At 64.9% G+C, this 24,340-nt stretch carries 16 protein-coding genes; 8 read left to right on the top strand and 8 right to left on the bottom strand.

Going from position 1 to position 24,340, the window contains the following annotated elements; translation table 11 throughout:
* Positions 1–166 precede the first annotated feature (166 nt).
* Positions 167–940 (top strand): response regulator transcription factor, encoded by a 774-nt coding sequence (locus WM94_RS18375; RefSeq protein WP_061551873.1) that lies wholly within the window; start codon positions 167–169, stop codon positions 938–940.
* Positions 941–1,075: 135 nt separating this feature from the next.
* On the opposite strand, the gene WM94_RS18370 is transcribed toward WM94_RS18375, so the two are convergent.
* A complete protein-coding gene (locus WM94_RS18370; protein ID WP_061551870.1) occupies positions 1,076–2,740 on the bottom strand; it encodes a ShlB/FhaC/HecB family hemolysin secretion/activation protein in 1,665 nt (554 codons plus the stop codon).
* Positions 2,741–2,904: 164 nt separating this feature from the next.
* A complete protein-coding gene (pbpC, locus tag WM94_RS18365) occupies positions 2,905–5,259 on the bottom strand; it encodes a peptidoglycan glycosyltransferase PbpC (RefSeq protein ID WP_061551869.1) in 2,355 nt (784 codons plus the stop codon).
* Positions 5,260–5,336: 77 nt separating this feature from the next.
* On the opposite strand from pbpC, the gene WM94_RS18360 reads away from it, so the two are divergent.
* Complete coding sequence (locus WM94_RS18360; RefSeq protein ID WP_013970720.1) at positions 5,337–5,630, top strand: hypothetical protein; 294 nt, start codon at positions 5,337–5,339, stop codon at positions 5,628–5,630.
* A 133-nt stretch (positions 5,631–5,763) separates the two neighbouring features.
* Here WM94_RS18360 and WM94_RS18355 read toward each other — a convergent pair whose 3' ends face one another.
* Positions 5,764–10,665: an alpha-2-macroglobulin gene (locus tag WM94_RS18355; RefSeq protein ID WP_061551868.1), complete on the bottom strand. Its 4,902-nt coding sequence runs from the start codon at positions 10,663–10,665 to the stop codon at positions 5,764–5,766.
* A 249-nt stretch (positions 10,666–10,914) separates the two neighbouring features.
* Between WM94_RS18355 and WM94_RS18350 the strand changes: the two genes are divergently transcribed.
* A complete protein-coding gene (locus tag WM94_RS18350) occupies positions 10,915–12,252 on the top strand; it encodes an MATE family efflux transporter (protein WP_061551867.1) in 1,338 nt (445 codons plus the stop codon).
* 81 nt (positions 12,253–12,333) lie between these two features.
* Here WM94_RS18350 and WM94_RS18345 read toward each other — a convergent pair whose 3' ends face one another.
* The 5 genes from WM94_RS18345 to WM94_RS18325 all read right to left on the bottom strand — a co-directional run bounded on the left by WM94_RS18345 (position 12,334) and on the right by WM94_RS18325 (position 17,365).
* Complete coding sequence (locus WM94_RS18345) at positions 12,334–12,789, bottom strand: transposase (protein ID WP_015268818.1); 456 nt, start codon at positions 12,787–12,789, stop codon at positions 12,334–12,336.
* A 234-nt stretch (positions 12,790–13,023) separates the two neighbouring features.
* The gene (gene speA / locus WM94_RS18340) at positions 13,024–14,937 is read right to left on the bottom strand and encodes an arginine decarboxylase (RefSeq protein WP_013970716.1); all 1,914 of its coding nucleotides are present in this window, start codon (positions 14,935–14,937) and stop codon (positions 13,024–13,026) included.
* Positions 14,938–15,088: 151 nt separating this feature from the next.
* Complete coding sequence (locus tag WM94_RS18335; RefSeq protein WP_061551866.1) at positions 15,089–15,460, bottom strand: translation initiation factor Sui1; 372 nt, start codon at positions 15,458–15,460, stop codon at positions 15,089–15,091.
* A 298-nt stretch (positions 15,461–15,758) separates the two neighbouring features.
* Entirely contained in the window at positions 15,759–16,295 is a 537-nt protein-coding gene (locus WM94_RS18330; protein WP_061551865.1) for an NUDIX hydrolase, read from the bottom strand.
* A gap of 2 nt (positions 16,296–16,297) precedes the next feature.
* Positions 16,298–17,365: a DUF2333 family protein gene (locus tag WM94_RS18325; RefSeq protein WP_013970713.1), complete on the bottom strand. Its 1,068-nt coding sequence runs from the start codon at positions 17,363–17,365 to the stop codon at positions 16,298–16,300.
* 248 nt (positions 17,366–17,613) lie between these two features.
* Here WM94_RS18325 and WM94_RS18320 point away from each other — a divergent pair, with 248 nt between their 5' ends.
* The 5 genes from WM94_RS18320 to accB all read left to right on the top strand — a co-directional run bounded on the left by WM94_RS18320 (position 17,614) and on the right by accB (position 24,338).
* Positions 17,614–18,972: a diguanylate cyclase gene (locus tag WM94_RS18320; RefSeq protein ID WP_015268816.1), complete on the top strand. Its 1,359-nt coding sequence runs from the start codon at positions 17,614–17,616 to the stop codon at positions 18,970–18,972.
* Positions 18,973–19,201: 229 nt separating this feature from the next.
* On the top strand, positions 19,202–21,163 hold the full coding sequence (locus WM94_RS18315; RefSeq protein ID WP_061551864.1) for a methyl-accepting chemotaxis protein: 1,962 nt from the start codon (positions 19,202–19,204) through the stop codon (positions 21,161–21,163).
* Between the two features lie 205 nt (positions 21,164–21,368).
* A complete protein-coding gene (locus WM94_RS18310) occupies positions 21,369–23,141 on the top strand; it encodes a protein-disulfide reductase DsbD (protein WP_061551872.1) in 1,773 nt (590 codons plus the stop codon).
* Between the two features lie 179 nt (positions 23,142–23,320).
* The gene (gene aroQ, locus WM94_RS18305; protein ID WP_003255330.1) at positions 23,321–23,776 is read left to right on the top strand and encodes a type II 3-dehydroquinate dehydratase; all 456 of its coding nucleotides are present in this window, start codon (positions 23,321–23,323) and stop codon (positions 23,774–23,776) included.
* Between the two features lie 100 nt (positions 23,777–23,876).
* Positions 23,877–24,338, top strand: a complete 462-nt coding sequence (gene accB, locus WM94_RS18300) for an acetyl-CoA carboxylase biotin carboxyl carrier protein (RefSeq protein WP_061551863.1) — start codon at positions 23,877–23,879, stop codon at positions 24,336–24,338.
* Positions 24,339–24,340 lie beyond the last annotated feature (2 nt).

Below are 24,340 nucleotides of genomic sequence, written 5' to 3'. Positions count from 1 at the left end.
GTGGCCTGCACGTGAACAAACCGGCTTCCATCGGAAGCTTAGCGAAGGCTTGAGCCGTATGCGCTGAAAGGCGCACGTACGGTTCTTAGGGGGGAGTCAGCCAGGAATGGCTGGCTCCCACCCGACTGGCCCGGGAGCAGGACCGCGTAACGACAGGGAGTTGATCGTGTCCAGAGCATTCAGTGATGTGAAGATATTGGTGGTCGATGACCAACCAGTGATAGTCGAACAATTGTGTGAGTTTCTCGAAACCAAGGGTTACCGCTGCCTGCCGGCCCACTCCACTGACGAAGCCCTGGAACGTTACCTGGCAGACGAGGCCATTGGCGTGGTCATCTGTGACCTGCACATGCCTGGTCGTGATGGTATTGAACTGGTCCGCGAACTGAAGATACAAGGCGGGCAGCGCGCGTTCGAGGCCATCATGGTGACCGGTCGAGCGGAGAAGCAGGATGTGATCCGAGCGTTGCGCGAGGGCTTTGCCGATTACTACCAGAAACCCATGGACCTCGATGAACTGCTGGAGGGCGTACGCCGCCAGGAACAGGCCGTGCAGGAGCGCCAGCGCAGCTTCCGCGAGCTGGGCGGGTTGAGCCAGCGTCTGCAAGACCTGGCAGAGTCGATGGACGAGCTTTACCAGGACCTGCAAAAAGCCCGGGGCCAGGGCATGCACCGGCGTGCCAGCGATGTGGACGAGAGTGAAAGCGAACTGCCAGCGGCGTTCGAGAAGCTGTCGCCACGCCAGCTGGAAGTAGCCCGCCTGGTGGGCAAGGGCCAGACCAACTACCAGATCGCCTGTGAGCTGGGAATTACCGAGAATACCGTGAAGCTGTATGTGTCGCAGGTGCTGCGCCTGACCCACATGCACAACCGCACCCAGCTGGCACTGGCACTGACACCCAGTTCGTCGCCGGTGCATCAGCGGTTTACTACCCATTGAGTGACCGGTAGGCACACCGCTTTTTTGTAGGAGCAGCCTTGCGCTGCGAAAGGGCCCTCATGGCATACAAAAGATTGCGCCTGAAATGGCCTCTTTGCAGCACAAGGCTGCTCCTACAGATCCTCGGTTCACCTGTTACAACTGGATAGCCAGTTTTAACGTCACGCGCGGCGCGCGGTCCAGGCTGTCCAATGCCACATCGGCCAAAGGCTTGGCCACCTCCAGCGCCACATTGAACAAGCGCCCATCGCCCAATCGCACCCCAAGCGCCGCCGAAGCCAGGTGGGCATCCTCCACAGGCCCTCGGTTATGCCATGCCTGCGCCGTGTCCACCACCACATAGGGCTGCACCAACGCCAGCCAGCTGCCGTGCATGCTGTAGTTCACCTCGTAAGCCAAACCCCAGCCCTTGTCGCCGTCCGCCTGGTCGCGCGGGTAGCCACGGCCGAAATTTTGCCCGCCAAATCCCGCACGCTCGCTGTCAGGCAGCTGGTCATCGCTCCAGTACAACGCCCCGGACACCCCCCCCTGCCAGTTACCTAGCAACGTGTTGCTCTGCAAGCCGGAAAGCCGCAACCGCAGAAAATCCAGATCGTAGTCGGCATCGCTACGCGCCCCCAGATAATCCAGGCCCTGATAGACCCCGGCGCTGACGATGCGCAAACGGCCCTCTTCCACCTTGCGCCAGTCGCCCTCGAATGACAGCGCACGCACGTAGGTGTCGTAGTCCCGTGCCGATGGCAACCCATCTACCCGGTCCTCGAAGTGCTCACTGACCGAATACACCTGCCCCTGCACCACCATCCATTCATCCGGCCTGACGATCACCGGCTGGCGCAGGCCGATCGCATAGCGATCGCTGTCGCGCTTGCGGGTGATGTCACGGCCATCGTCCAGACGAATCCGCGTGCCGGGTTCGCTGCGGTAGCGCGAAGCCGACAGCAGCAGCTGGCTGCCGCCCGCGTCCAGGTACTGGCTGTAGGACAGGCGCTGATAATGCACCTGGTCATCCCCCGGCGGCAGCAACAGGCTGGCCTCGATCTGTTCGGCAAAGCGGGTCTGGGCGTGGCTGGTTGCCGTCAGCAGCGCCTGCGCATCGTCGCGGTTGCCATCAGCAACGATAACAGCAGCGCTGAACGGCTTGCGCTGCGCATGCACGGTCAACCGCGCAGCACCATCAGCGGTTTGCGCCACGGCCAGCTGCGGCTCTATCGTTACCCCCGGCAGGCGCTCGGCCAGGCCCAGGTAGCGCTCCAGCGTTTCTCGGGTCAGCGGGCGCTCGGTGGCAAGCCGCTCCAGCAGCTGATGCAGATAGGCGCCGGCCGGGCCGATATCGCCGTCCACGCGGTAATCACGGATATAACCTTCGACCAGCACCACATTGACCCGGCCATCGGCCACTTCCTGCGGCGGCAGGTAGGCGTACGACAACAGGTAGCCTTCCTGCCGATAGCGCTGGGTCAGGCGCGCGGTGTACTGCTGCAGCTCGCCCAACGTGGTCTGGCGCCCGATCAGCGGTTGGTAGTGTTCGCGCAGGTCGCTCAGGGGGAACACCGTGCCGCCTTCGAAGCGCACTTTATGCAGCACCAGCCGGGTATTCGCAGGCGCCCACGCGGGGCTGTCGCCATCCTCCCCGGCCAGCTGCAGGTGAGCACTGACCGGGCGGTAGGCGTCTATCGGCAGGTTGGCGCCGGGTAGGCGACGTTCGTACTCATGGCTATCGAGGAAACCTGGCAAAGGCTCGGCATGGGCCGCAAGCGCCCAGGGCAGCAACAACAGGGGCACGGCCAGAGGACGCATAGGGCGCTCCATGTTCCCTGGGGCTGCGTTGCAGCCCTTCGCGGGCGCGCCCGCGAAGGGCCGCAAAGCGGCCCCAAATTGCTTGACTGTCAGGCATCAGGGGCGCCAGCCGGTCACACCCGTTACCTGCAAGCGTAGGTGCTGCCTCGGCCCTCGTCGAACGGCTACTCGCTGATCTGGAACGCCACGCGCGCCGTCTCGCCGCTTTCATCCAGCGCGCTGATTTCGGCCTGGCCTACCTGTTGGAAGCGCACCAGCAGGCTGTCCTGGCCCTGGGTTTCGCCCAATGGCTGGCCGTTGAGGAACCACCAGCGCCGACCGCCGCCGCCCAGTGCCGACACATGCAGTTGCAACGGCTCGCTGCTGGTGGCCGGGCGGCGCAGGTTGTCGCCTGGGCGCACGCCCACGATCGAAAGCGGTGGCGCGCTGGCCGGCACCTGCGGCGGGCAGGCCGGGTCGATGGCCGGCAGGCGCGCCGCACGCCGCTCCACACGTGGCAGCCAAGGCTCCAGCGGGGCGGGCCATAGGGCGATATCGCGGGCCTTGGCGCCCGGGCAACTGCCATCGACGCGCAGCCCCTGGTCGTTGACCCATACGCTTTCACGCAAGCCCAGGCCGAGTGGCTGGTCGGCGGCCTGCAGGGTTGGCGGCGTAGTGCCGTCCAAAGTCCAGGCGAAACGCTGACGCCGGCAGTTGGGGTCCTTTTTGCTCATCGGCTGGCCCAGTGGCCAACAGATCGCAGCCACGCCGACGTTCGCCGGCACCCGCTCCACCGGCACGCTGATGCCACGCTGGCTGTCACGGTTGCTCAGCAGGTCGTGCACCTGCAGCATCAGCGGCGCTGCCGAAGCCAGCCCGAATTGGCCGGGGACCGGTGTGCCATCGGGGCGGCCAATCCATACGCCGATCAGGTAGCGCGGGCCCACGCCGATCGACCAGGCATCGCGAAAGCCGTAGCTTGTGCCCGTCTTCCACGCCAGTTGCGGGCGTTGCACCAGCTCGGCATGCGGGTCGCGGTCGGGGCGCGCCTGGCCGCTGAGGATGCGCCGGATGATCCACGCCGCCCCTGGCGACAGCAGGCGCCGTTCCAGCAACGGATCCTGTGGTTGCAGGCGCACCCTCGCACTATTGCCACCCCGCGCCAGCGCAGCGTAGCCACCCACCAGGTCCTCCAGGCGGCTGCCCGCACCACCCAGGATCAACGACAGGTTGGGCTCTGCCAGAGGCGGCAATATCAGCGGCATGCCCGCCATGCGCAGTTGCGCGGCAAAGCGTTTCGGACCATAGGCCTCCAACAGCTGCACCGCCGGCAGGTTGAGCGACAGCGCAAGCGCCGAACTGGCCGACACCGGCCCGCTGAAGCCCATGGAGAAGTTGCCGGGGCGGTAGTCGCCATAGCGTCGCGGCACATCCTGCAACAACGACTCGGAATGGATCAGGCCATCATCCAGTGCCATGCCGTAGAGGAACGGCTTTAGAGTGGAGCCCGGCGAGCGCAACGAACGCACCATGTCGACATGCCCGAAGCGGCGCTCGTCGGCCAGGTCGATAGAACCCAGGTAGGCACGCACCGCCATCGTCTGCGCATCGACCACCAGGATGGCGGCGGAGGTGCGCTCCGGCAGCCGTGCCCGCCAGCCCAGCAGCAGGTCTTCGAGGCGCCGCTGCAGTGCGGCGTCGAGCGTGGTACGGATCAGCGGCGGGCTGTCGGCGCTGTTCAGGCGCCGGGCCAGCAACGGCGCGAGAGCCGGCTCCTGACGTGGCGCCAGCACCAGCGGCTCTTCGGCAGCCTCACGGATTTGCTGAGCCGGCCACACCTGGTATTCGGCCAGGCGTTGCAGCACCTTGTCCCGGGCGCGCTGCGCACGCTCGGGGTGACGGTCCGGGCGCAAGCGGCTGGGCGCCTGGGGCAGCACGGCCAGCAGTGCCGCTTCGGCCGGGGTCAGGTGCATGGGCGACTTGCCAAGGTAGGCCCAGCTGGCCGCCGCCACGCCCTGCAGGGTGCCGCCGAAGGGCGCGCGATCCAGGTAGATCTGCAGGATTTCGCGCTTGGACAAGTGCCATTCCAGCTGCGCCGTGCGCCATAGTTGGCGCAGCTTGCCGGCCAGGGTGCGCTCATGCGGGTCGAGCAGGCGTGCGACCTGCATCGACAGCGTGCTGCCGCCCGACACCACACGCCCGCCACGCAGGTTCAGCCAGGCAGCGCGAGCCAGGGCCAGCGGGTTGACTCCGGGGTGGCTGTAGAACCAGCGGTCTTCGTAGGTGAGCAGCGCCTGCAGATACAGCGGCGAGACTTCGTCGGAGCTGACCGGGTAGCGCCATACACCATCGGCATCGGCAAAGCGCCACAACGGCGTGCCGTCCTCGGCCAGCACCACGCGGGCCAAGTCATCTCCGGGCATGGGCAGCGGCCATAGGCGGTCGGCCAGCCACAACAGGCCGAACAGTACCAGCATGCCGATCGCCGTGGCGCGCAACAGCCTGCCCGCACGGATACGCGGCCGCGTTAAGCTTGGCATCGGGAACCGACCTGGCCAGGTGATGGCCAAAGGCTTGGGAACGCCAACATCGCCGATTCGTTCATCAGGAAGCAACTATGCATGTAGAAGGTTTTTTCGAGTGGCTGGGCCAGGCGCTGGGGTCGTTGATCCGCTTCATCGTCGACGCATTGAGCGGGCTGTTCAACCTGCTGGCCAATGCCGGTGGCAATTTCATCGATGGCCTGGCGCGCACCTTGGGCATGGAGACCTCGCTGCTCAGCATCCTCGCCCTGATCATCGGGCTGGTGCTGCTGTACTCGGCAATCCGCGCGTTCATGCGCGCCTCGATCATCCTCGGGATCATCTGGCTGTTGCTGGGGTTGTGGGTGATGAGCTGGGTGATTCACTGAACAAGGCCGGGGGCCGCGTTGCGGCCCAATCGCCGGCAAGCCAGCTGCCACCTCGCCCGCGTCGCCCTCAAGCCATGCTCCATCCTGTGGGAGCTGGCTTGCCGGCGATGAGGCCGGTAAAGGCGACAAAATTCTAGCGGGCTTTTACGGTCATCTCCCCTTGCCCATCCCCCACAGCCTGCAGGTTTGGCCGGTACATCGATTCAACCTGCGGCGGCGGCACGCGATAGGTGCCCGGGGTCACCGCCCGAGCAAGGTACAGCAGGTGGGTGGTGCCGTAGCTGTCCAGCTTGAGCGCGGCGACGTAACGATCATCGCGATACTCCTGGTGCACCACGCTGGCGTTCTGCATCGATTCGCGCCATTCCTTCACCGCACTGCTGGCGTTTTCCAGGCTGGCGGCACTTTGCGCCAGGTTCTGGTTTTCCAGCTCCAGGCCCGCCGGTAACAAGTCCACCACCAGCGCATCCGGCACCCGGTCTTCAGCCTTGAGCGCCAGGTGCACCAGCACCAGGTCTCCGCTGCGCAGGTTATGCAGATCCAACGGCTGACCATTCATACCCAGGTACTCACGGCGGATCTGCATGCCGTTGCCACCGGCCGCAGGCGCCTGGCGTGGGTAACCCGACAAGGTCAGTTGCTGGTACAGCGTCTCGCTGCCTTGGTTCTGCACACTAAGCGGCGAAGCCAGCAACGGGCCTTCGAGCTTCATGCCAGACTCGGCATTGTTGAACTCGCGCACTTCGCCCGCGCTGTCCAGGCGCGCCTGCCACTGGCCTTCCGGCTTGCCCAGCAGGCCACGGCCGGCCAGGAACAGTGCATTGCGCTCCTGGGTCGACAGCCAGCGGTTGGCCGCCAGTTCATCCGACAGGGCGAACAGGCGCTGGTCGACCTGGCGGCTGGCCAGGTTGCTTTCCTGCAGCAGCGCCAGGATCAGTGCCTGGTCACGCAGGGCGCTACCATAGTCGGCCATCCAGCCTTTACCGCGGCTGATGCCCAGGCCTGCCTGCAGGGCCTGCTCGGCACGCGGCTTGTCGCCCATCTTGTCCAGCGCCACCGCCAGTTGCACCAGTGGCAGGCCAGAGCGGGCGTCGGCGCGGCGTTCGAACAGGCCACGCAGGGCACCCAGGGGCGCCTGCTGGCTGCGCGACAGCACCAATGCCGCATAGGCCTGCACGGCGAAGCGGGTGTGTTCGGCGTTCTCGCTGTAGTCGACTTCGATCAGGTTGCGCTCCTGCAGGTAGCGCAGCAGGCGCTCGCTGGCCTTCTTCAGCGCTTCGGCCGGCACACCATAGCCTTGGTCACGGGCGCGCAGCAGGAAGTCGGTGACATAGGCGGTCAGCCAGTATTCTTCTTCGCTGTCCGAGCTCCACAGGCCGAAGCTGCCGTTGTAGCGCTGCATGCCCAGCAGATGCTCGATACCCATCTCGATCTTGCGCTTGCGCACATCGGCTGGCTCGCCCTTGATGCCCAGGCGCTTGAGGCTGTCGGCATCGGCGTACAGCGACGGGTAGAGGCCGCTGGTGGTCTGCTCCAGGCAACCGTAGGGGTAGGCTTCGAGGGCACGGATCTGCTCGGCCAGGTTCAGCGGTGGCCGGCTCGACAAGGCCAGGCTGGCTTCAAGCCCGGCGGGTTCGAAGGCGGCCAGGTCTGCTTCAGGCAGGGTCCATGGCTGGTCCTTCAATGCCACGCGGTAGTGCTTGAGCATCGCCGGGTAGGCCGGGCGCACGCCCAGCGTCCACTCGCGTTCGAACGCGCCGGTCGGCTCGTTCGGCAGCTGCAGGCCAGTGACCCGCACATGCACCTTGCCCTGGCCCAGGCCACCCTGGGCCTGTACCGGGATCATCAGCGTCGAGCGCTGGCCTTCAGCCAGGGCAACGTTCTGCACGGCGTTGGCCGCCAGGCTCAGCTGCCCTTCGGTGCTGATTTCAACGTTCAGCTGCTGGGCACGGCCCGACAGGTTGGCCAGGTCCAGCGCCAGGCTGGTGCGGTCGCCACCGGCCAGGAAACGCGGTGCCGAGAGCTCGGCGATCAGCGGCGCGGCGACCACGGTCTTGCCTTCGGCCATGCCGAACTGTTCCTCGGTCCAGGCCTGGGCCATCAGCCGCAGTTCGCCATTGAAGTCGGGGATATCGACCGTGGCCTGGCCCTCGCCCTTGTCGTCCAGGGTCACCGGCAGGCTCTGCTGGGCGACGATGGTCACCGTGGTGTTGGGGCGCTTGCCACCCTTGGCCATCGCTGCGTCACCGCCAAATGCCAGGCTGGCCAGGCGACCCTGTCCGGCTTCGATCAACTGGCCGTAGATATCCAGCTGGTCAGCACCGTAAGCCTTGCGCCCGAACAGGCTGGCGAACGGGTCGGGGGTCTTGAAGTCGGTGATGTTGAGGATGCCCACGTCCACCGCCGACAACAGCACATGCACCTGTTTCGGCACGCTGCCATCGGCATTTGCAGCCTTGACCTTCACGGTCAGCGGCTGTTTCGGGCGCATTTTCTCCGGCGCCTGCAGGCTCACCGCCAGCTTGCGTTCGGCGCGGTTCAGCGGCAGGTGCAGCACGCCCACCGCGCGTTTCGGCGTGGCGTTGGCCTTGCGCTCACCCGGGCGGATCACCAGCGCGCTGATGTACAGGTCGTGGCGGGCCCACTGCTTGTCCAGCTGCACGTCGAACGTCTTGCCCTCGGCGGGCACGTCGATCTCCTGCCACCACAGCGGGCCATCGCTGGACTCGATCATCAGGTAGCCACTGCCGGCTGCGGGCGGGGTGACGGTGACCTTGGCGGTAGCGCCGTCGGCGTAGGCCGGTTTGTCCAGCGCCAGCTTGACCTGGTCCGGCCGCACCGCACCGCCCTCGGCGTTGTCCTGGGCGCGGTAGCCAGCCCAGAAGCGCGCGCTGGACACAAGGCCCGTCTCCGGGTCCTCTACCTCGACACGGTACGGGCCCCATTCCACCTGGAAGCTCAGCTTGGCGGTGGAGCCGGCCTTGACGCTGACGGTCTCTTCGCTCTGGGTGAGGAACTTCTCGTTGTAGGCGTAGCTCCAGCCATCGCTCTGCGAGTAGTTCCAGTAGTAGTCACGGCGCTCGCGCACCAGCCGCACCTTGAGGTCGTTGGCCGCCAGCTTCTTGCCGTTGCGGTCGGCCACCAGGAACTCGAACTCCACCGGCCCGTCACTGTCGGTTTCCTCGCCGTCGAACAGGCCACGCAGGCCTGGCAGGCGCTCGGCCGGCCAGATGGGTTGCTCCAGGCGCCGGGTAATCGGCCGGCCACCGGACTCCTGCAGGCTGGCCTGCACGGTCAGTTGCAGCGGCGAGCGGGCTTCGGCCCAGCGGCTTTCGATATCGACCACGGCCTTGCCGGCCTGGTCGAGGGTGACTTCGTCCAGCTCCAGGTCCTGGTTCAGCTCGGTTTCGGTGACCGAGCCGAACTGGTAGCCAGGCAGCGCCGGTACCGCCTCGCGCAGCGGGCGAACATAGGCCTGGCCGCTCAGGCGGTTGCCAGCAGCCGGGGCGCCGTATAGGTAACGGCCATTGACCTGGATGCGCGCATCCTGATCCGGAGACAACGGTTTGCTGCTGCCCTTGAGTTCCAGCGCCAGGCGCTCGGGCAGGAAGTCTTCGACGAGAAATTCATACACCTGCTTGCGTCCGCCGCCCAGGTCGAGCAGCAGTTGCCAGCGGCCGGTCGGGGCCTCGCTGGCCAGCTGCAGCTGGTACTGGTACAGGCCATTACCGTCGGCTTCCCAGACGAACTTGCGGCTGACCTGCTCATCCGGGCGACGCACTTCCACGCTAACTGGCTGCGCCTTGACCGGCTTGCCGTCCTGGTCGCGCAGCAGGCCGTTGAGCAAAACCGTTTCACCGGGGCGATACAGGTCACGCGGGCCGAAGATGAAGAACTGCAGCGGGTTGGCCTGCGGGCCGGTGATGTCGAACTCGGCCAGGTCCAGCGCCGCGCTGCTCAGGCGCAGCAGGGTGGTGTGCACGCCCTGGGTGGCGATCAGGGTGTCGGCCTTGGGCGTGATCGGCAGTTGGGCGTGGCCATCGCTATCGGTGCTGGCCTGGGCCAGCAGCTTGCCCTTGTCGTCATGGATTTCCAGGTTGACGCCGTTCATCGCCTTGCCACCTTCCAGGGCCTGGGCGAACACATCGAGGCGGTCACGGTAGCGATGCGCGGACACACCGATGTCGCTGAGAGTGAACAGGGTCGCTGGTTGCGAGTAGTCGTAAGTGCCCGAGGCTCGCATCACCGCCAGGTACACGCCTGGCTCCTGCAGCGGCTTGATGCCGGCGATCGGCAGCAGCACGGTCTCGCGGGTGTTGCGTGCGGGGTTGAGGTCGAAGCGGCCGCTGTAGACCAGATCGGCCATGTCCAGGGTTTCCTTGGACTGGTAGTAGTACAGGCTGCTGTTGCGCCCCCAGTTGACCAGGAAGGTCGAGAGCATGTCCGGCTTCACGCGGAAGAACTCGACATCGACCTTGTCGACGTTGAGCGCGATCACCGGCAGCCCCTCGGCCAGGCGCGTGGGCAGCAGCGAACCGCGGCTGGCGAAGCCGATGGTCGGCTGCATGTCGCGGGTTTCCAGGCGGCTGATCGACTCGCTGTCCAGTTGCTTGCCATTGACCGCCAGCAGGCCCTTGTCGACGGTCAGCACCAGCTTGCGCTGCGGCTCCAGATGGCGCAGACGCAGCTCCATCTGGTTGTCGGAGAGCTCCCAGGCGCCGTCGAGCTTGCCTTTGACGGTGTCGACCAGGTGCACTTTGCTGGCGAAGTCCTGTTTGGCATCCAGCGGCGCGGAGAAGCTGATCGACAGCGTCGCGGCGCCATCGAGCTGCACTTCGGAAACATCCAGCACCGTCAGCTCGCGGCCCTCGTAGCGTTTTCCGAGTACGGCCTGGTCTTCGCGTTGGGGTGCCGGGGTGGCGACGGGCGCTGTGGCCGCCGGCTTTTCGGATGGCGCCGGCTTGTCCGGCGTCGAAGAGTCACAGGCACTGAGCAAAGCCAGCGCGCAGGCCAGCAACAATCCTTTGTTGAACATGGAGTAGAACTCTTTGGCAGCGTGTACGTGAGGGCAGCAACTATAGCGCAACTATGGTCGCGCGAATTGGCTGCATGGCCGGTACACTGCTGGCAATTTAGAAAAGCGGGGGCGCTTTGCGCCCCTTTCGCGACACAAGGTCGCTCCTACAGAGACCGCGGCAACCTGGAAGGCCTTGCGGCCCCTGTAGGAGCGACCTTGTGTCGCGAAAGGGCTGCGCAGCAGCCCCAGGATTCCCCAGGACACCCGATGACCTCACTGACCACCGACTGGCAGCACCGCCCCACCCACCACAAGGTCTGGGCCCTGGCCGCGCCGATGATCCTGTCCAATATCTCCGTGCCGCTGGTAGCCCTGGTCGACAGCACGGTCATCGGCCACCTCCCCCACGCCCACCAGTTGGGTGCCGTAGCCGTGGGCGCCACGCTGTTCACCTTCATGGTCGGCCTGATGGGTTTCCTGCGCATGGGCTCTACCGGCTTCGCCGCCCAGGCCGCCGGCCGAGGCGACGGTGCAGCGTTGCGCCAGGTACTGGTACAAGGGCTATTGCTGGCGGTCGGCTTCGCCCTGCTGATCGGCCTGCTGGCCCTGCCCTTCAGCCAGCTGGCGCTGCACGCGATGCAACCCAGCGCGGCCCTGCAGCAAGCCACCGAAGACTTCTTCCATACCCGCCTGCTCGGCCTGCCCGCGGCACTGGCCAGCTACGCCCTGGTCGGCTGGTTCCTCGGCACCCAGAACGCCAAGGCGCCACTGGCCATCCTGCTGACCACCAACCTGCTGAACATCGCCTTGAACCTGTGGTTCGTGCTTGGCCTGGACTGGGGCGTGCTGGGTTCGGCGCGGGCGTCGGTGATCGCCGAATGGAGCGCCGCCCTGCTCGGCCTGGCCCTGACCCGCCCGGCCCTGCGCGCCTACCCGGGGCAGATCGTGTGGGCGGCGCTCAAGCGCTGGCAGGCCTGGCGGCCGCTGCTGGCGGTGAACCGCGACATCTTCCTGCGCAGCCTGGCGCTGCAACTGGTGTTCCTGCTGATCACCGTGCAAGGCGCTCGTCTGGGCGAAGCCACCGTGGCGGCCAATGCCCTGCTGCTCAACGGCCTGCTGCTGACTGCCTATGCGCTTGACGGGTTGGCGCACGCGGTAGAGGCCCTGTGCGGCCATGCCATTGGCGCCCGCGACCGCGACACATTGCGCCGCTCGCTGGTGGTGGCCTGTGGCTGGTCGCTGATCACCAGCCTGGGGTTTGCCGGGTTGTTCCTGCTGGGCGGGCACCTGTTCATCGATTTGCAGACCGACATCGAGAGTGTGCGGGCAGCGGCTTATCCGTACCTGCCGTACCTGGCATTGCTGCCATTGATTGCGGTGTGGAGCTATTTGCTGGATGGCTTGTTCATAGGCGCGACCCGGGCGCGGGAGATGCGTAATGCGATGTTGGTGTCGGTGGTGATTGCGCTGCCCTTGGGGGTGCTCATGAGTGGGTTTGGCAACCATGGGTTGTGGTTGGCGTTTCTCGGGTTCATGGGGTTGCGGGCGGTGACATTGGGGTGGGTGGGGTGGCGGTTGCAGGAAAAAGGTGAGTGGATTCAGTAATGCCGGGGCCGCTTTGCGGCCCATCGCGACGCAAGGCCGCTCCTACATGGAGACGGCCTGGTATCGCGATCACCTGCGGATTCACAGCCACACACAATCCCAATGTGGATAATCACCAGCCCGCCGCACCAGGCCAGCCCGAATGGGATTGGCGATGATGTAGCGGGCAGCGGCCTTTACATCCTCCTCCTTGCGCAGCGCCCGGTCGTAAAAGCCGGGTTGCCAGATGTGCTGTCGCTCGGCACCTGTACGGTAGAGCGCGCAACTGCTTCGCGACTTGAAGGCACACATGAGTTTGCCCAGGCTGGTCGGGCCGAGCTCGATCAGCCAATGCAAATGGTCCGGCATCAAGACCCAGGCCAGCGAACGGCAACTCCCCTCTCGATCACTCAGCCGCAATTGCTGAATGGCCGAACGCGCAAACCAGAGGTTCTCGAATAACGGGAGGCGATGGCGTGTGATGGTGGTTAGCAGGTAGAGCCGGCCTGGCTCTGAAAAGCGCCCTTGGCGCAAGCGATGGTTGCCGTGACGATCCATGTCGACTTCCTTTGAACATTGCATTCACAGGATAGACGTGGCGATGAAATGCATCGCCGGTGGATCATTACCGAGTATGACGCGGTGAGGGCTGCGCCCTCAGATCGCGACACAAGGCCGCTCCTACAACAGCTCGCGCCGCGATTTCCCGCGAAACCGCAATTTCATGTGGTTTCGCGGCCCCCTGTAGGAGCGGCCTTGTGTCGCGATGGGCCGCAAAGCGGCCCCCGAGGATCACGACGACAAGTACGAAGACCGCGTCAACCCAAGGCGCAACGCATCCAGGTACTGAGTCCGCTCCCGCGCAGTGATCTTGGCGCTGGCCACCTTGTCACGGTAATGCGTCATCAACTCCTCCGGCGACAGGTGCACATAGCGCAGCATGTCTTCGATGGTGTCGTGGGTCTCGATACCGGCGTGGTACACGCTACCGTCGGCGTTCTGGTAGATGTTCACCGAGTCGGTGTCACCGAACAGGTTGTGCATGTCACCGAGGATTTCCTGGTAGGCACCAACCAGGAACACACCCAGCAAGTAGTCCTCGCCCTCCTTCACCGCATGCACCGGCATGCTGGTCTCGATGCTCTGCTCGTCGACGTACTGGTTGATCTTGCCGTCGGAGTCGCAGGTCAGGTCCTGCAGCACGGCACGACGCATCGGCTCTTCGTCCAGGCGGTGCAGCGGGATGATCGGCAGTACCTGGCCGATGGCCCAGGTGTCCGGCAGGCTCTGGAACACCGAGAAGTTGCAGATGTACTTGTCGGCCAGCTTGTCGTTCAGCTCGTCCAGCACCTGGCGGTGCGAGCGCTGGCGGGCTTTCAGCGAGTTGTGCAGGCGGCGGCACACGGCAAAGTAGCACTGCTCGGCCAGGGCCTTCTCGGCCAGGCTGATCTTGCCATCGGCATACTGCGCAGCCACGTCACCCATGTAGTGGGTGGCGCGCCAGTAGGTCTCGGTCACCATCTCGATATCGGTCGGGCCGAGCAGGTCGACCAGCCACTGCACGGTCTCGGGCAGGGCTTCCTTGTTCTCGATGGTCGGCACGTCGTCGTTGTGCTTCTCGACGTCGGTCACCTGGATCACCAGCATGGCGTGGTGGGCGGTCAGCGAACGGCCGCTCTCGGAGAAGATGTGCGGGTGCGGCAGGCCCTGCGCGTCGCAGAATTCCTTGAGCATGCCCACCACCACGCCGGCGTAGTCGTCCATGTCGTAGTTGATCGAGCTGGCATTGCGCGAATGGGTACCGTCGTAGTCCACGCCCAGACCACCGCCAACGTCGATATGGTCGACCGGCAGGCCCAGCGCACGCAGCTCACCGTAGTAACGGATGGCTTCCTTGAAGCCGTGTTGGTAGTCCGCCAGGTTGGCGATCTGCGAGCCCATGTGGAAGTGAAGCAGGCGGATACCTTGGTCCAGGCCGGCATCGCGGAAGCGCTGTACCACCGAAATCAGCTGGGCGGCGGACAAGCCGAACTTGGACTTCTCGCCACCGGTGTCGGCCCACTTGCTCGAGGCCAGCGACGACAGGCGCACGCGCAGGCCGACTTGCGGCTTGACCTTGAGCTCGGCGGCCTCGTCGATCACCAGGGCCACTTCCGACTCTTTCTCGATGACGATGAACACGTTGTGGCCGAGCTTCTGGCCCATCAGCGCCAGGCGGATGAACTCGCGGTCCTTGTAGCCGTTGCAGACGATGGTGCCACCCTTCGGCGCCAGCGCCAGCACTGCCAGCAGCTCAGGCTTGGAGCCGGCTTCCAGGCCAATGGAGACGTTCTGCGTGGCGATGATGTTTTCCACCACCGCTTCCTGCTGGTTGACCTTGATCGGGTACAGCGCGGTGTACTTGCTCTGGTATTCCAGGCGCGCGATGTTGGCATCGAAGGCGCCGGTCAGCTGGCGCACGCGGTCCTGCAGAATGTCGGGGAAGCGCACCAGCAATGGCAGCGACAGGCCGCTCTGGCGCAGTTCGTCGACCTGTTCGAACAGGTCGATCGGTGCGCTTTTGGGGCCGTTGGGGCGTACTTCGACGCGCCCGGCTTCATTGATGGCGAAATAACCAGCGCCCCAATGGCGGATGCCATAAACACTGCGGCTGTCGGCCACGGTCCATTGGCTACCATCGTCTTTGCGTGTGCGTCGTACGGACATTCAAGTCCCCTATAGATAAGTCGAAGACACTGCCCCGCAAGGAGGCGGGCGCAGTGTAAAAGCCAAAAATGACGATTCGTCCGTGCCCTGGATAGACCCTGGTCACGGCAACGAGTTTAGAAAGCACTGGGCAAAAAATCGCGTGGCCGCATCAGCCGCCGGATTTTTTCGCCTTGAAGCCCTGCTTGGTCAGCTCACCGATCAGCAGTTCGACATGGTCGCCCTGGATTTCGATGACCCCATCATTCAGGGCGCCACCGGTACCACAGCGGCGCTTGAGGGTAGAGGCCAGCTCCTTGAGCTGATCGAGCGGCAGCGGCACGCCGGTGACGGTGGTCACGGTCTTGCCGCCGCGGCCCTTGCTTTCGCGGCGCACACGGGCAATGCCATCGCCTTCGGGGATGACCTGCTGCTTGCAGGTACAGGCATCCACCGGCTGGCTACAGTCAGGGCAGTGCCGACCGGTGTCGGTGGAGTAAACGAGACCGCCAAGGGCGGCGAAGGAAGAAGCTTTCTTGGCCACTTTTGTTCCTCTGTGCTGAGGACAAAAACTGGTCGGCCCCAGGGGGTTGAGCCCGACCGCGAAGCCCCACTCTGGCAGGGGCGGCGCTACCACCGCAAGACCTGCGGCAGCCCGAAAAGGGCGCGCAGTGTAACGATAAATCCGGCTGTTGCTAAGTACCGGAATGCGGCATTTTGCGAATGTTTTGCGACCCCCTCGCGGGTAAACCCGCTCCCACAGGTACTGCGCAGGTTTCACGACCTGTGAAATCCCTGTGGGAGCGGGTTTACCCGCGAAGGGGCCGGCATGGGCCACGCATCTATTTGAGGCTGGCTTTATAGCGCTGCAACGCCGCCAACGAGTCCGGGCAATACGGCTTCGTCAGGCTTTCTTGCTCAGCCTGCTCCAGGCCAATGAACCGCGCCTCGATAACCTCTTCCGGCTGTAACCGCAATGGCGCATCCGACACCGCCGAAAACACCGCACACCACAAGTGGTTATCCGGCTGGTCAAAGTAGAACCGCTCATGAAAACGCAGCTCCACACCGTCGATCCCCAGCTCCTCGGCCAGCTCCCGCGCCGCCGAATCGGCATACGCCTCCCCGGCCGTCACCATGCCGCCTGCCGCCACATCCCAGTAACCCGGGTACAGCGCCTTGCTCAGGGTACGCCGGTGCACGCACAGCTCACCGGCACTGTTGAACAGCAGAATGAACGTGCAACGCCCTATCAGGCCGCGCTCACGCAGTTCGGCCCGGGGCAAGGCACCCAGCACCCGGTCGGCTTCGTCCACCCAGGTGACCAGTTCTCGGTCGGAAGCCGCCCGGTGGGCGGCCTCGTTCGGGCTGATCGCCATCATCAACCCTGCGACAGCAGCTGACGCAGGTCGATGACCGCCGCGTTGGCCCGGGAAATGTAGTTGGCCATGACCAGTGAGTGGTTGGCCCACATGCCGAAGCCGCTGCCGTTGAGCACCATCGGGCTCCACAGGGCTTCCTGCGAGGCCTCCAGCTCACGGATGATCTGGCGCACGCTGACCGTGGCATTCTTCTTCGCCAGCACGTCGGCAAAGTCCACCTCGATGGCGCGCAGCAGGTGCGACAGCGCCCAGGCCTGGCCACGGGCTTCGTAGAACACGTTGTCGATCTGCAGCCATGGGGTTTCCACCAGTTCCTCGTCCACCTGCGGCGCCTGGCCGGCGACCAGCGACTCGGTCTTCAGCGTGGTGTTGAGCTTGACCCGGCCAACGCTGGCCGACAGGCGCTGCGACAGCGAGCCCAGGCGGGTGGCCACGTCACCCAGCCAGTTGTTCAGGTTGTCGGCACGGGTATAGAAGATTGCGCCCTTGTCGCCGGCAGCCAGACGGGTCTGGTAGCGGGTAAGCGACTTGATGCCCTCTTCGAACTCCGACTCGCTCGACGGCAGGATCCAGCTCTTGTTGTCGAAGTTGAAACGCGGCTCGGCCTTGGCCAGGTCGGCGTCTTCGGTCGACTGCGACTGCGAACGGGCGAAGTCCTTGCGCAAGGCACGGGACAGGTCGCGCACCTGGACCAGCACGCCATATTCCCAGCTCGGCATGTTGTCCATCCACAGCCCGGGCGGGAAGCGGTCGTTGGAAATGTAGCCACCCGGCTTGTTCAGCAAAGTGCCGGCCACAGTCTTGAGGGTTTCGATAGTGGTGTAGCCCACCACCATCTGCTGGCCGGTACGCTCGGCTGCGGCCTGGGCGTTCTGCTGCACCGGGAACAGCTCCGGCTCCTGGCTCCAGTACCAGCCCAGGCCGATGCACACCAGCAGGTACAACCCGATCAGGGTCCCCAGGGCACGGCTCCAGAGGCCGCCAAGATAGCTACGGGCGGCGGCGCCACGGCCGTCGACACGCTCGCGGGGCTCGGCTTTGGCCTCGCGGTTTTTCCAGTCCAGCATGGCTTTGTCCTTAATCAGTCACGACGGTTCAGGGGCTTGGACCACAGGCCTACGCCAGGGTGCCACGGCAAGCCCGCGTGGCAGCACTATAAAGCAGACACCGCCTTACGCATAAGCGACCAATCGGTCAGCAACTGAATATTCGTTCTGGCCGCTTTGTTGACGCAGGGCACTCACGCACCTGAAAAGAACTGCTAGCATAGAGCCATCATTGCCCCTGCACACCCCAACCTACAAGTAGCCAGGACATGAGCCAAGCAGCCGAGCCGAGCCCGCTGTGCCCCGCCCAACAGCTGACGCGTAGCGGCCTGCGCAAGGACGACCCGCTCGATCAGGTGCTGCTGCCGCCCCTGCGCAAGCCGGTGTACATCCTGCTGCAGGACCACGAGCGCGCCCAGCGCCTGGCCCAGCAACTGGAGTTCTTTGGCCTGGTGGTGCAGGCGCTTGCCAGCGCTGCGGCGTTTCAGGCCTCGATCAGCGAATACCCGCCCTCGGCCATCATCATGGATGTCGACTTCAACGGTGCCGGCCAAGGCCTGCTGTTGGCTGCCCAGATGCAGCAGGGGCTGGCCCGACATATACCACTGCTGTTCTTCAGCCATCACGAAACCGACACCCCGACCCGCCTGGCCGCCGTGCGCGCCGGTGGCCAGGACTTCCTCACCGGCACCCTGGAAGCCTCCAGCCTGTTGGAAAAGGTCGAACTGCTGACCAATGCAACACAGCACGACCCGTTGCGCGTACTGGTCATCGACGACTCACGCACCCAGGCGCTGTACACCGAGCGCGTGCTGGCCAGCGCCGGCATGATCACCCGCAGCCTGACCGACCCGATCCGCACCATGGCCGAACTGGCTGACTTCCAGCCCGACCTGATCATCCTCGACCTGTACATGCCGGCCTGCACCGGCCCCGAACTGGCCAAGGTGATCCGCCACAGCGACCGTTATGTTAGTGTGCCGATCATCTATCTGTCTGCCGAGGACGACCTGGACAAGCAGCTGGATGCCATGAGCGAAGGCGGTGATGACTTCCTGACCAAACCGTTTCGCTCTCGCCACCTGATCACCACCGTGCGCAACCGCGCCGCCCGCGCCCGGCACCTGAAGGCGCGCATGGTGCGCGACAGCCTGACCGGGTTGTACAACCACACCCACATCCTGCAATTGCTGGAAGACTGCAGCTTCCGCGCCCGTCGCGAGCAGCTGCCGTTGTGCTTTGCCATGCTCGACATCGACCATTTCAAGAAGATCAACGACCGCCACGGTCACCCCATGGGCGACCGGGTGATCAAGAGCCTGGCGCTGTTTCTCAAGCAGCGCTTGCGCAAGACCGATTTCATTGGCCGTTACGGCGGTGAAGAGTTCGCCATTGTGATGCCCAATACCGCGCTGGACGCGGCGCACAAGGTGCTGGACGAAATCCGCCGGCGCTTTGCCGAGATCCTCTACCCGGCGCAGCCACGGGACTTGCAGTGCACCTTCAGTGCAGGGGTGGTGCAGTTGGATGAGGGGCTGGATGCGCTGACCATGGCCAGTGCGGCGGACGAGGCGCTGTATCGGGCCAAGCATGCCGGGCGTAATTGCGTAGTCCGTGTGGAGCCTTGAGTTTCTTATAGCCTGCACTGGCCTCTTCGCAGCACAAGGCTGCTCCTACAGGTATCGCACGCTCTGTAGGAGCAGCCTTGTGCTGCGAAGAGGCCAGTGCAGACGGCCACCAATAGAGGCACTGTGCCACTTTTTTTATGGCGCCACCCCCCTGTCGTCATCACCCCGTCACAAAATCGCAATAACTTCAGCCACCGACCTCTCCCCTCCCCGCAGGAAGCTCGCGGCTATGCGCCTGAAGTGGCTGACCAATTTCAACACCCTGTTGCTGGTAACCGTGTGTATCGCTCTGGGCGCCACCCTTTGGTGGTCGCAGCGGGCCCTTGAGCGCCCCTACCAGTTGATGGAGCGCTACCTGGGCCTGTCCCAGCAGTTCCAGAACCAGGCGGCCCGCAACATCCAGGCGTACCTGGGCAGCGGCGATGCCCTGCGCCATGCCGCGGCGATGGAGGCCAACCAGCAGTTGCAGGCCGCGCTGGCCGAGTGGCCCAGCGAACTGGCCGACAAACTGCGCCCCAGCCTGGACAGCCTGCAGGCCTTTACCGCCGAGGAGCTACTGGCCGCCGGCAAGCTGGCTGGTGACCCGCAGGCCCTGCTGCTGCAAGCCGAGCGGGAACTGGGTGCCAACTTCGAACAGCTGGCCGGCTACGCCCGCGACAGCGGCAGCGCCGACGCAAACCGCTACCTGGTGCCACTGCTTGACGCCACCGTGCACCTCGGTCGTCTGTCGCTGGCCCGGGACAAGCTGGTCAGCAGCGGCCGCCCGGAGCTGGCTGACGAAGTGGAGCGCGAGCTGCAGCTGATCCGTGCCCAGGCCCAGGCGATCGATGCCTTGCCCTTGCTCGGCGTAACCCGTAGCGCCGAGTCCGGTGCCGACGACTTCGCCGCGATGATGGGCCTGGAAACCCAGGCCAGCGCCCAGCAGGAAGACATTGCCGTCGGCCTCAAGCGCGAACTGCAGAGCCTGCTCGGCCGCTACCCGGCCGAGCTGCAGCGCACCCGCGAACAGATCGAGCGCCGCGTCGCCCTGGCCGCCAGCACCGGCCAGCGCCTGGAGGCCGTGCAACAGGCCATCGCGGCGCTGGAGCCCGAGGTACGCGCCCAGCATGCGAAAATTGCCGCTGAAGTGCGAATCATCCAGGGCCTTATGATCGGCCTGATCCTGCTTATCGCCCTGCTGATCGACACCTTGCAACGTCGCCTGGCGCGCACCCTGACCGGCCTGGCCCCGGCCCTGTCGCGCTGGGCCGAGGGTGACTTCGCCGAGGCCATCGCCCTGGGCAGGACCAACCGCGAACTGCGCGACATCCAGGAATCGCTCAACCGCCTGCGCCAGTATCTGGTAGAGCTGGTCGGCACCATCCGCCACAACGCCGAGCAGGTGGCTGGCAGCAGCCACGCCCTGGCCGGCATGAGCGCCGCCCTTCATGACGGCGCCGAACGCCAGGCCGGCGACACCGGGCAGATCCGTGATGCTTTGGGTGAACTGGAAGCGACCATCCAGCAAGTGGCCGGCGACGCCAGCGCCGCAGCCGACGCCAGCCGCGATGCCGGGCGTGCAGTGGAGCAGGGCCAGGCGGTGATCGGCCAGAGCCTGTCGGGCTTGCGTGAGTTGGTCGACGAGGTGCAGGGCAACGCCCGCATGATCGAGCAACTGGCGGAGGAGTCGGCCACCATCGGCGGCGTCCTGACGGTGATCCGCTCGATTGCCGAGCAGACCAACCTGCTGGCGCTGAATGCCGCGATCGAAGCGGCCCGCGCCGGTGAGATGGGCCGTGGTTTTGCCGTGGTGGCCGATGAGGTGCGTTCGCTGGCACAGCGCACCACCGGGGCGACCGGCGAGATTCAGGCACTGATCGACCGCTTGCAGCAGGCAGCCAGAAGCTCGGTAGCCGGGATGCGTGCGCAGCTTGAGCATGCCGAGGCCACGGCCAACCAGGCCCAGGCGGCGGACGGGGCGCTGGACGAGATCGTCTGTGCCATTCGCACCATTTCGGACACTGCGGTGCGGATTGCCGATGTCACGGCGCAGCAGAGTGGTGCCGTGAGTGAGATTCGCGACCACAGCGAGCGAATTCATGAGCTGGGTGAGGACAACCTGCAGCGCATTGGCGAGGGGCGTGAGCAAGGCGAGCAGTTGCTGAGTTTGGGGGGTGAACTGAACCGGGCGGTGCGGGCCTTCAGAGTCTAGGTTGGCCTGTGCTGGCCTCTTCGCGGGTAAACCCGCTCCCACAGGGATAGCCTATGCGGACGAGGTGGGAGCGGGTTTACCCGCGAAGAGGCCGACACAGGCAGCACATGAGCCAGCGGCCATGTGTCGCCCCCGCCACCAGCATGGCCCCAACCCGCACCAACTCCGCTATCATGCCCAGCACGTTCCACCTCGCGAGTCCGCCATGCGCCGCCTGTTTTTCCTGCTGTTCCTGCTGCTGGCCAGCCCTGCCTTCGCCACGGGCCTGCTCGACAACCGCCCCAGCGCCACCCTCGGCGCAGCTTCGCTGGCCAACAACGCCGACTTCCTGCCGGTACACGAAGCGTTCAAGCTCAGCCTGGTCCAGGCCGATGCGCAAACCATCAAGCTGCGCTTCGTCGCAACCGACGGCTACTACCTCTATCGCCACCGTTTCCAGTTCCGCACCGAACCGGCCGACATTGCCCTGGGCACACCAAGCATCCCCAAGGGCGAGGCCAAGCACGATGAGTTCTTCGGCGATGTCGAGGTGTACCACGGCGTGCTCGATATCGAGCTCCCGCGCAATGACCCGCGCGCCTTCACCCTGCTGGTGGGCTACCAGGGCTGCGCCGACAAAGGCCTGTGCTACCCGCCAGAAACCGCACGCCTGAGCATCGATGGCGAAGGCGGCGCAAGCACCCCGGCCAGCGGTGAACACGCCTGGACCTGGAAGTCGCTGCTGCTGTTCTTCCTCGCCGGGGTCGGCCTGACGTTCACCCCCTGCGTGCTGCCGATGCTGCCGATCCTTTCCGGCGTGGTGCTGCGCGGCCAGGCTGGCGGCCTGCGCGGTTTGGCGTTGTCGCTGGCCTATGTGCTGCCGATGGCGGCCAGCTTCGCGGTACTCGGTGCGTTGATGGGGTTGTTCGGCGCCGGCCTGAACCTGCAGGCGCGCCTGCAGTCGGCCTGGGTACTGGTGCCCTTCGCGCTGTTCTTCGTGGTGTTCGCCCTGGCCATGTTCGGCCTGTTCGAACTGAAACTGCCGCAAGCCCTGAGCAACCGCCTGAACAATGTGGCCAGCCACACCCGGGGCGGCTCGCTGCTGGGCGCGGCAATACTGGGCGTACTCTCCAGCCTGCTGGTTTCGCCCTGTGTGTCGGCGCCGCTGGCCGGTGCGTTGCTGTACATCAGCGCCAGCGGCGATGCCCTGGGCGGTGCATTCAAACTGTTCGCCCTGGGCCTGGGCATGGGCGCACCATTGCTGCTGGTGGCCACCGGTGGCGCGGCCTGGCTGCCGAAAAGCGGCCCCTGGCTGAACACGGTGAAGAATGCCATCGGCGTCCTGCTGCTGGGCTTGGCCATCGGCTTGCTCAGCCGAGTGCTGCCAGGCCCGCTGACCTTGCTGCTGGTCGGTTTCCTCGCCGCTGGCGTGGCGCTGTTCCTCGGTGCCCTAGAGTTCGTCGTCAAGACCGCACGCCAGCGCCTGGCCCAACTGCTCGGCCTGGCCCTGCTGGTGTACGCCCTGGCCTGCTGGTACGGCGCCCTCAGCGGCCAGGGCGACCCCCTGCGCCCTCTGCCGCCGGCAACCCTTGTGGCCACCGGCAACGGGCCGGCGGTGCAGGCGGATAGCTGGCAGACCATCACCACCCCCGCCGCACTGGACGCTGCCCTGGCCCAGGCCAAGGCAGCCGGCCAGCCGGTGCTCTTGGACTGGTACGCCGATTGGTGCATCAGCTGCAAAGTGATCGAACGCGAGGTGCTCACCGCTCCGCAGGTGCAAGCGCAACTGGCCGGCTTCAAGCTGCTGCGTTTTGACATCACCGAAAGCAATGCCGAACAACGCAGCCTGCTCGATCGCTACCAGCTGTTCGGCCCGCCCGCCCTGCTGTTCTTTGCCGCGAACGGTAGCGAAATAACCGCTGATCGGGTCATTGGCGAGATAAATGCCGGTGAATTTGCGCAAATTCTCACACGCGTGCGCGGCAAAGTCGGTCTATAACTTCCCGCGAGCTGTGAAAAATCCAGAAATCAGTGACCAAATTTAATTATTTGGTCACATACTTCGCGCGAACCTCGGACATCGTGCTGGCTATTGCCGGGAACTGGACACTTGCCGTCGCTTTACGGCACACTCGCCGCGCTGTGTCGAATTGCCCTACAAATCCAAGGAATCCGCAGATGGCAACGCTACTGGTGCTCCACGGCCCCAACCTCAACCTGCTCGGTACCCGCGAGCCTGGCCACTACGGCGCCGTGACCCTGGCCCAGATCAACCAGGACCTGGAGCAACGTGCCCGCGCCGCAGGCCACCATCTGCAGTACCTGCAGAGCAACGCCGAATACGAACTGATCGACCGCATTCACGCCGCACGCAACGAGGGTGTGGACTTCATCCTGATCAATCCGGCTGCTTTCACCCACACAAGCGTCGCATTACGTGACGCATTGCTTGCGGTGAGCATCCCATTCATCGAAGTGCACCTGTCCAACGTGCACAAACGCGAACCGTTCCGCCACCACTCCTACTTTTCCGATGTTGCCGTAGGGGTGATCTGCGGCCTGGGCGCCAGCGGTTATCGCCTGGCCCTGGAGTCCGCGCTGGAACAACTGGCTGCCAACGCACAGCCCAAATGATGAAAACCCTGGCCTCAGTGGGCCAGGGTTCGAGAGAAACGTTTCAGATACGTTTTTTTGTATTTCGCCCCCTGACCGAACCTTTGGGAGTTGATGATTAATGGATATCCGTAAAGTCAAGAAACTGATCGAGCTGCTGGAAGAGTCTGGCATCGACGAACTGGAGATCAAGGAAGGCGAAGAGTCGGTCCGTATCAGCCGTCACAGCAAGACCCCGGCTGCCCAGCAGTACTTCGCACCGGCTCCGGTAGCCGCCGCTCCTGTTGCTGCCCCGGTCGCCGCTGCCGCTCCGGCCACTGAAGCCGCTGCCGCCGCCCCGGCCCTGAAAGGCACCGTGATCCGCTCGCCGATGGTAGGTACCTTCTACCGCAAGCCTTCGCCGACCTCGCCGAACTTCGCTGAAGTTGGCCAGACCGTGAAGAAAGGCGACACCCTGTGCATCGTCGAAGCCATGAAGATGATGAACCACATCGAAGCCGATGTCGGCGGTGTCATCGACGCCATCCTGGTAGAAGACGGCCAGCCGGTTGAGTTCGACCAGCCGCTGTTCACCATCGTTTGAAT

Source organism: Pseudomonas sp. ABFPK (assembly GCF_001586765.1).
Lineage (GTDB): Bacteria > Pseudomonadota > Gammaproteobacteria > Pseudomonadales > Pseudomonadaceae > Aquipseudomonas > Aquipseudomonas asiatica.
The sequence above is the reverse complement of the archived record's forward strand: the minus strand, read 5'-3'. Positions and strand labels throughout refer to the sequence as shown.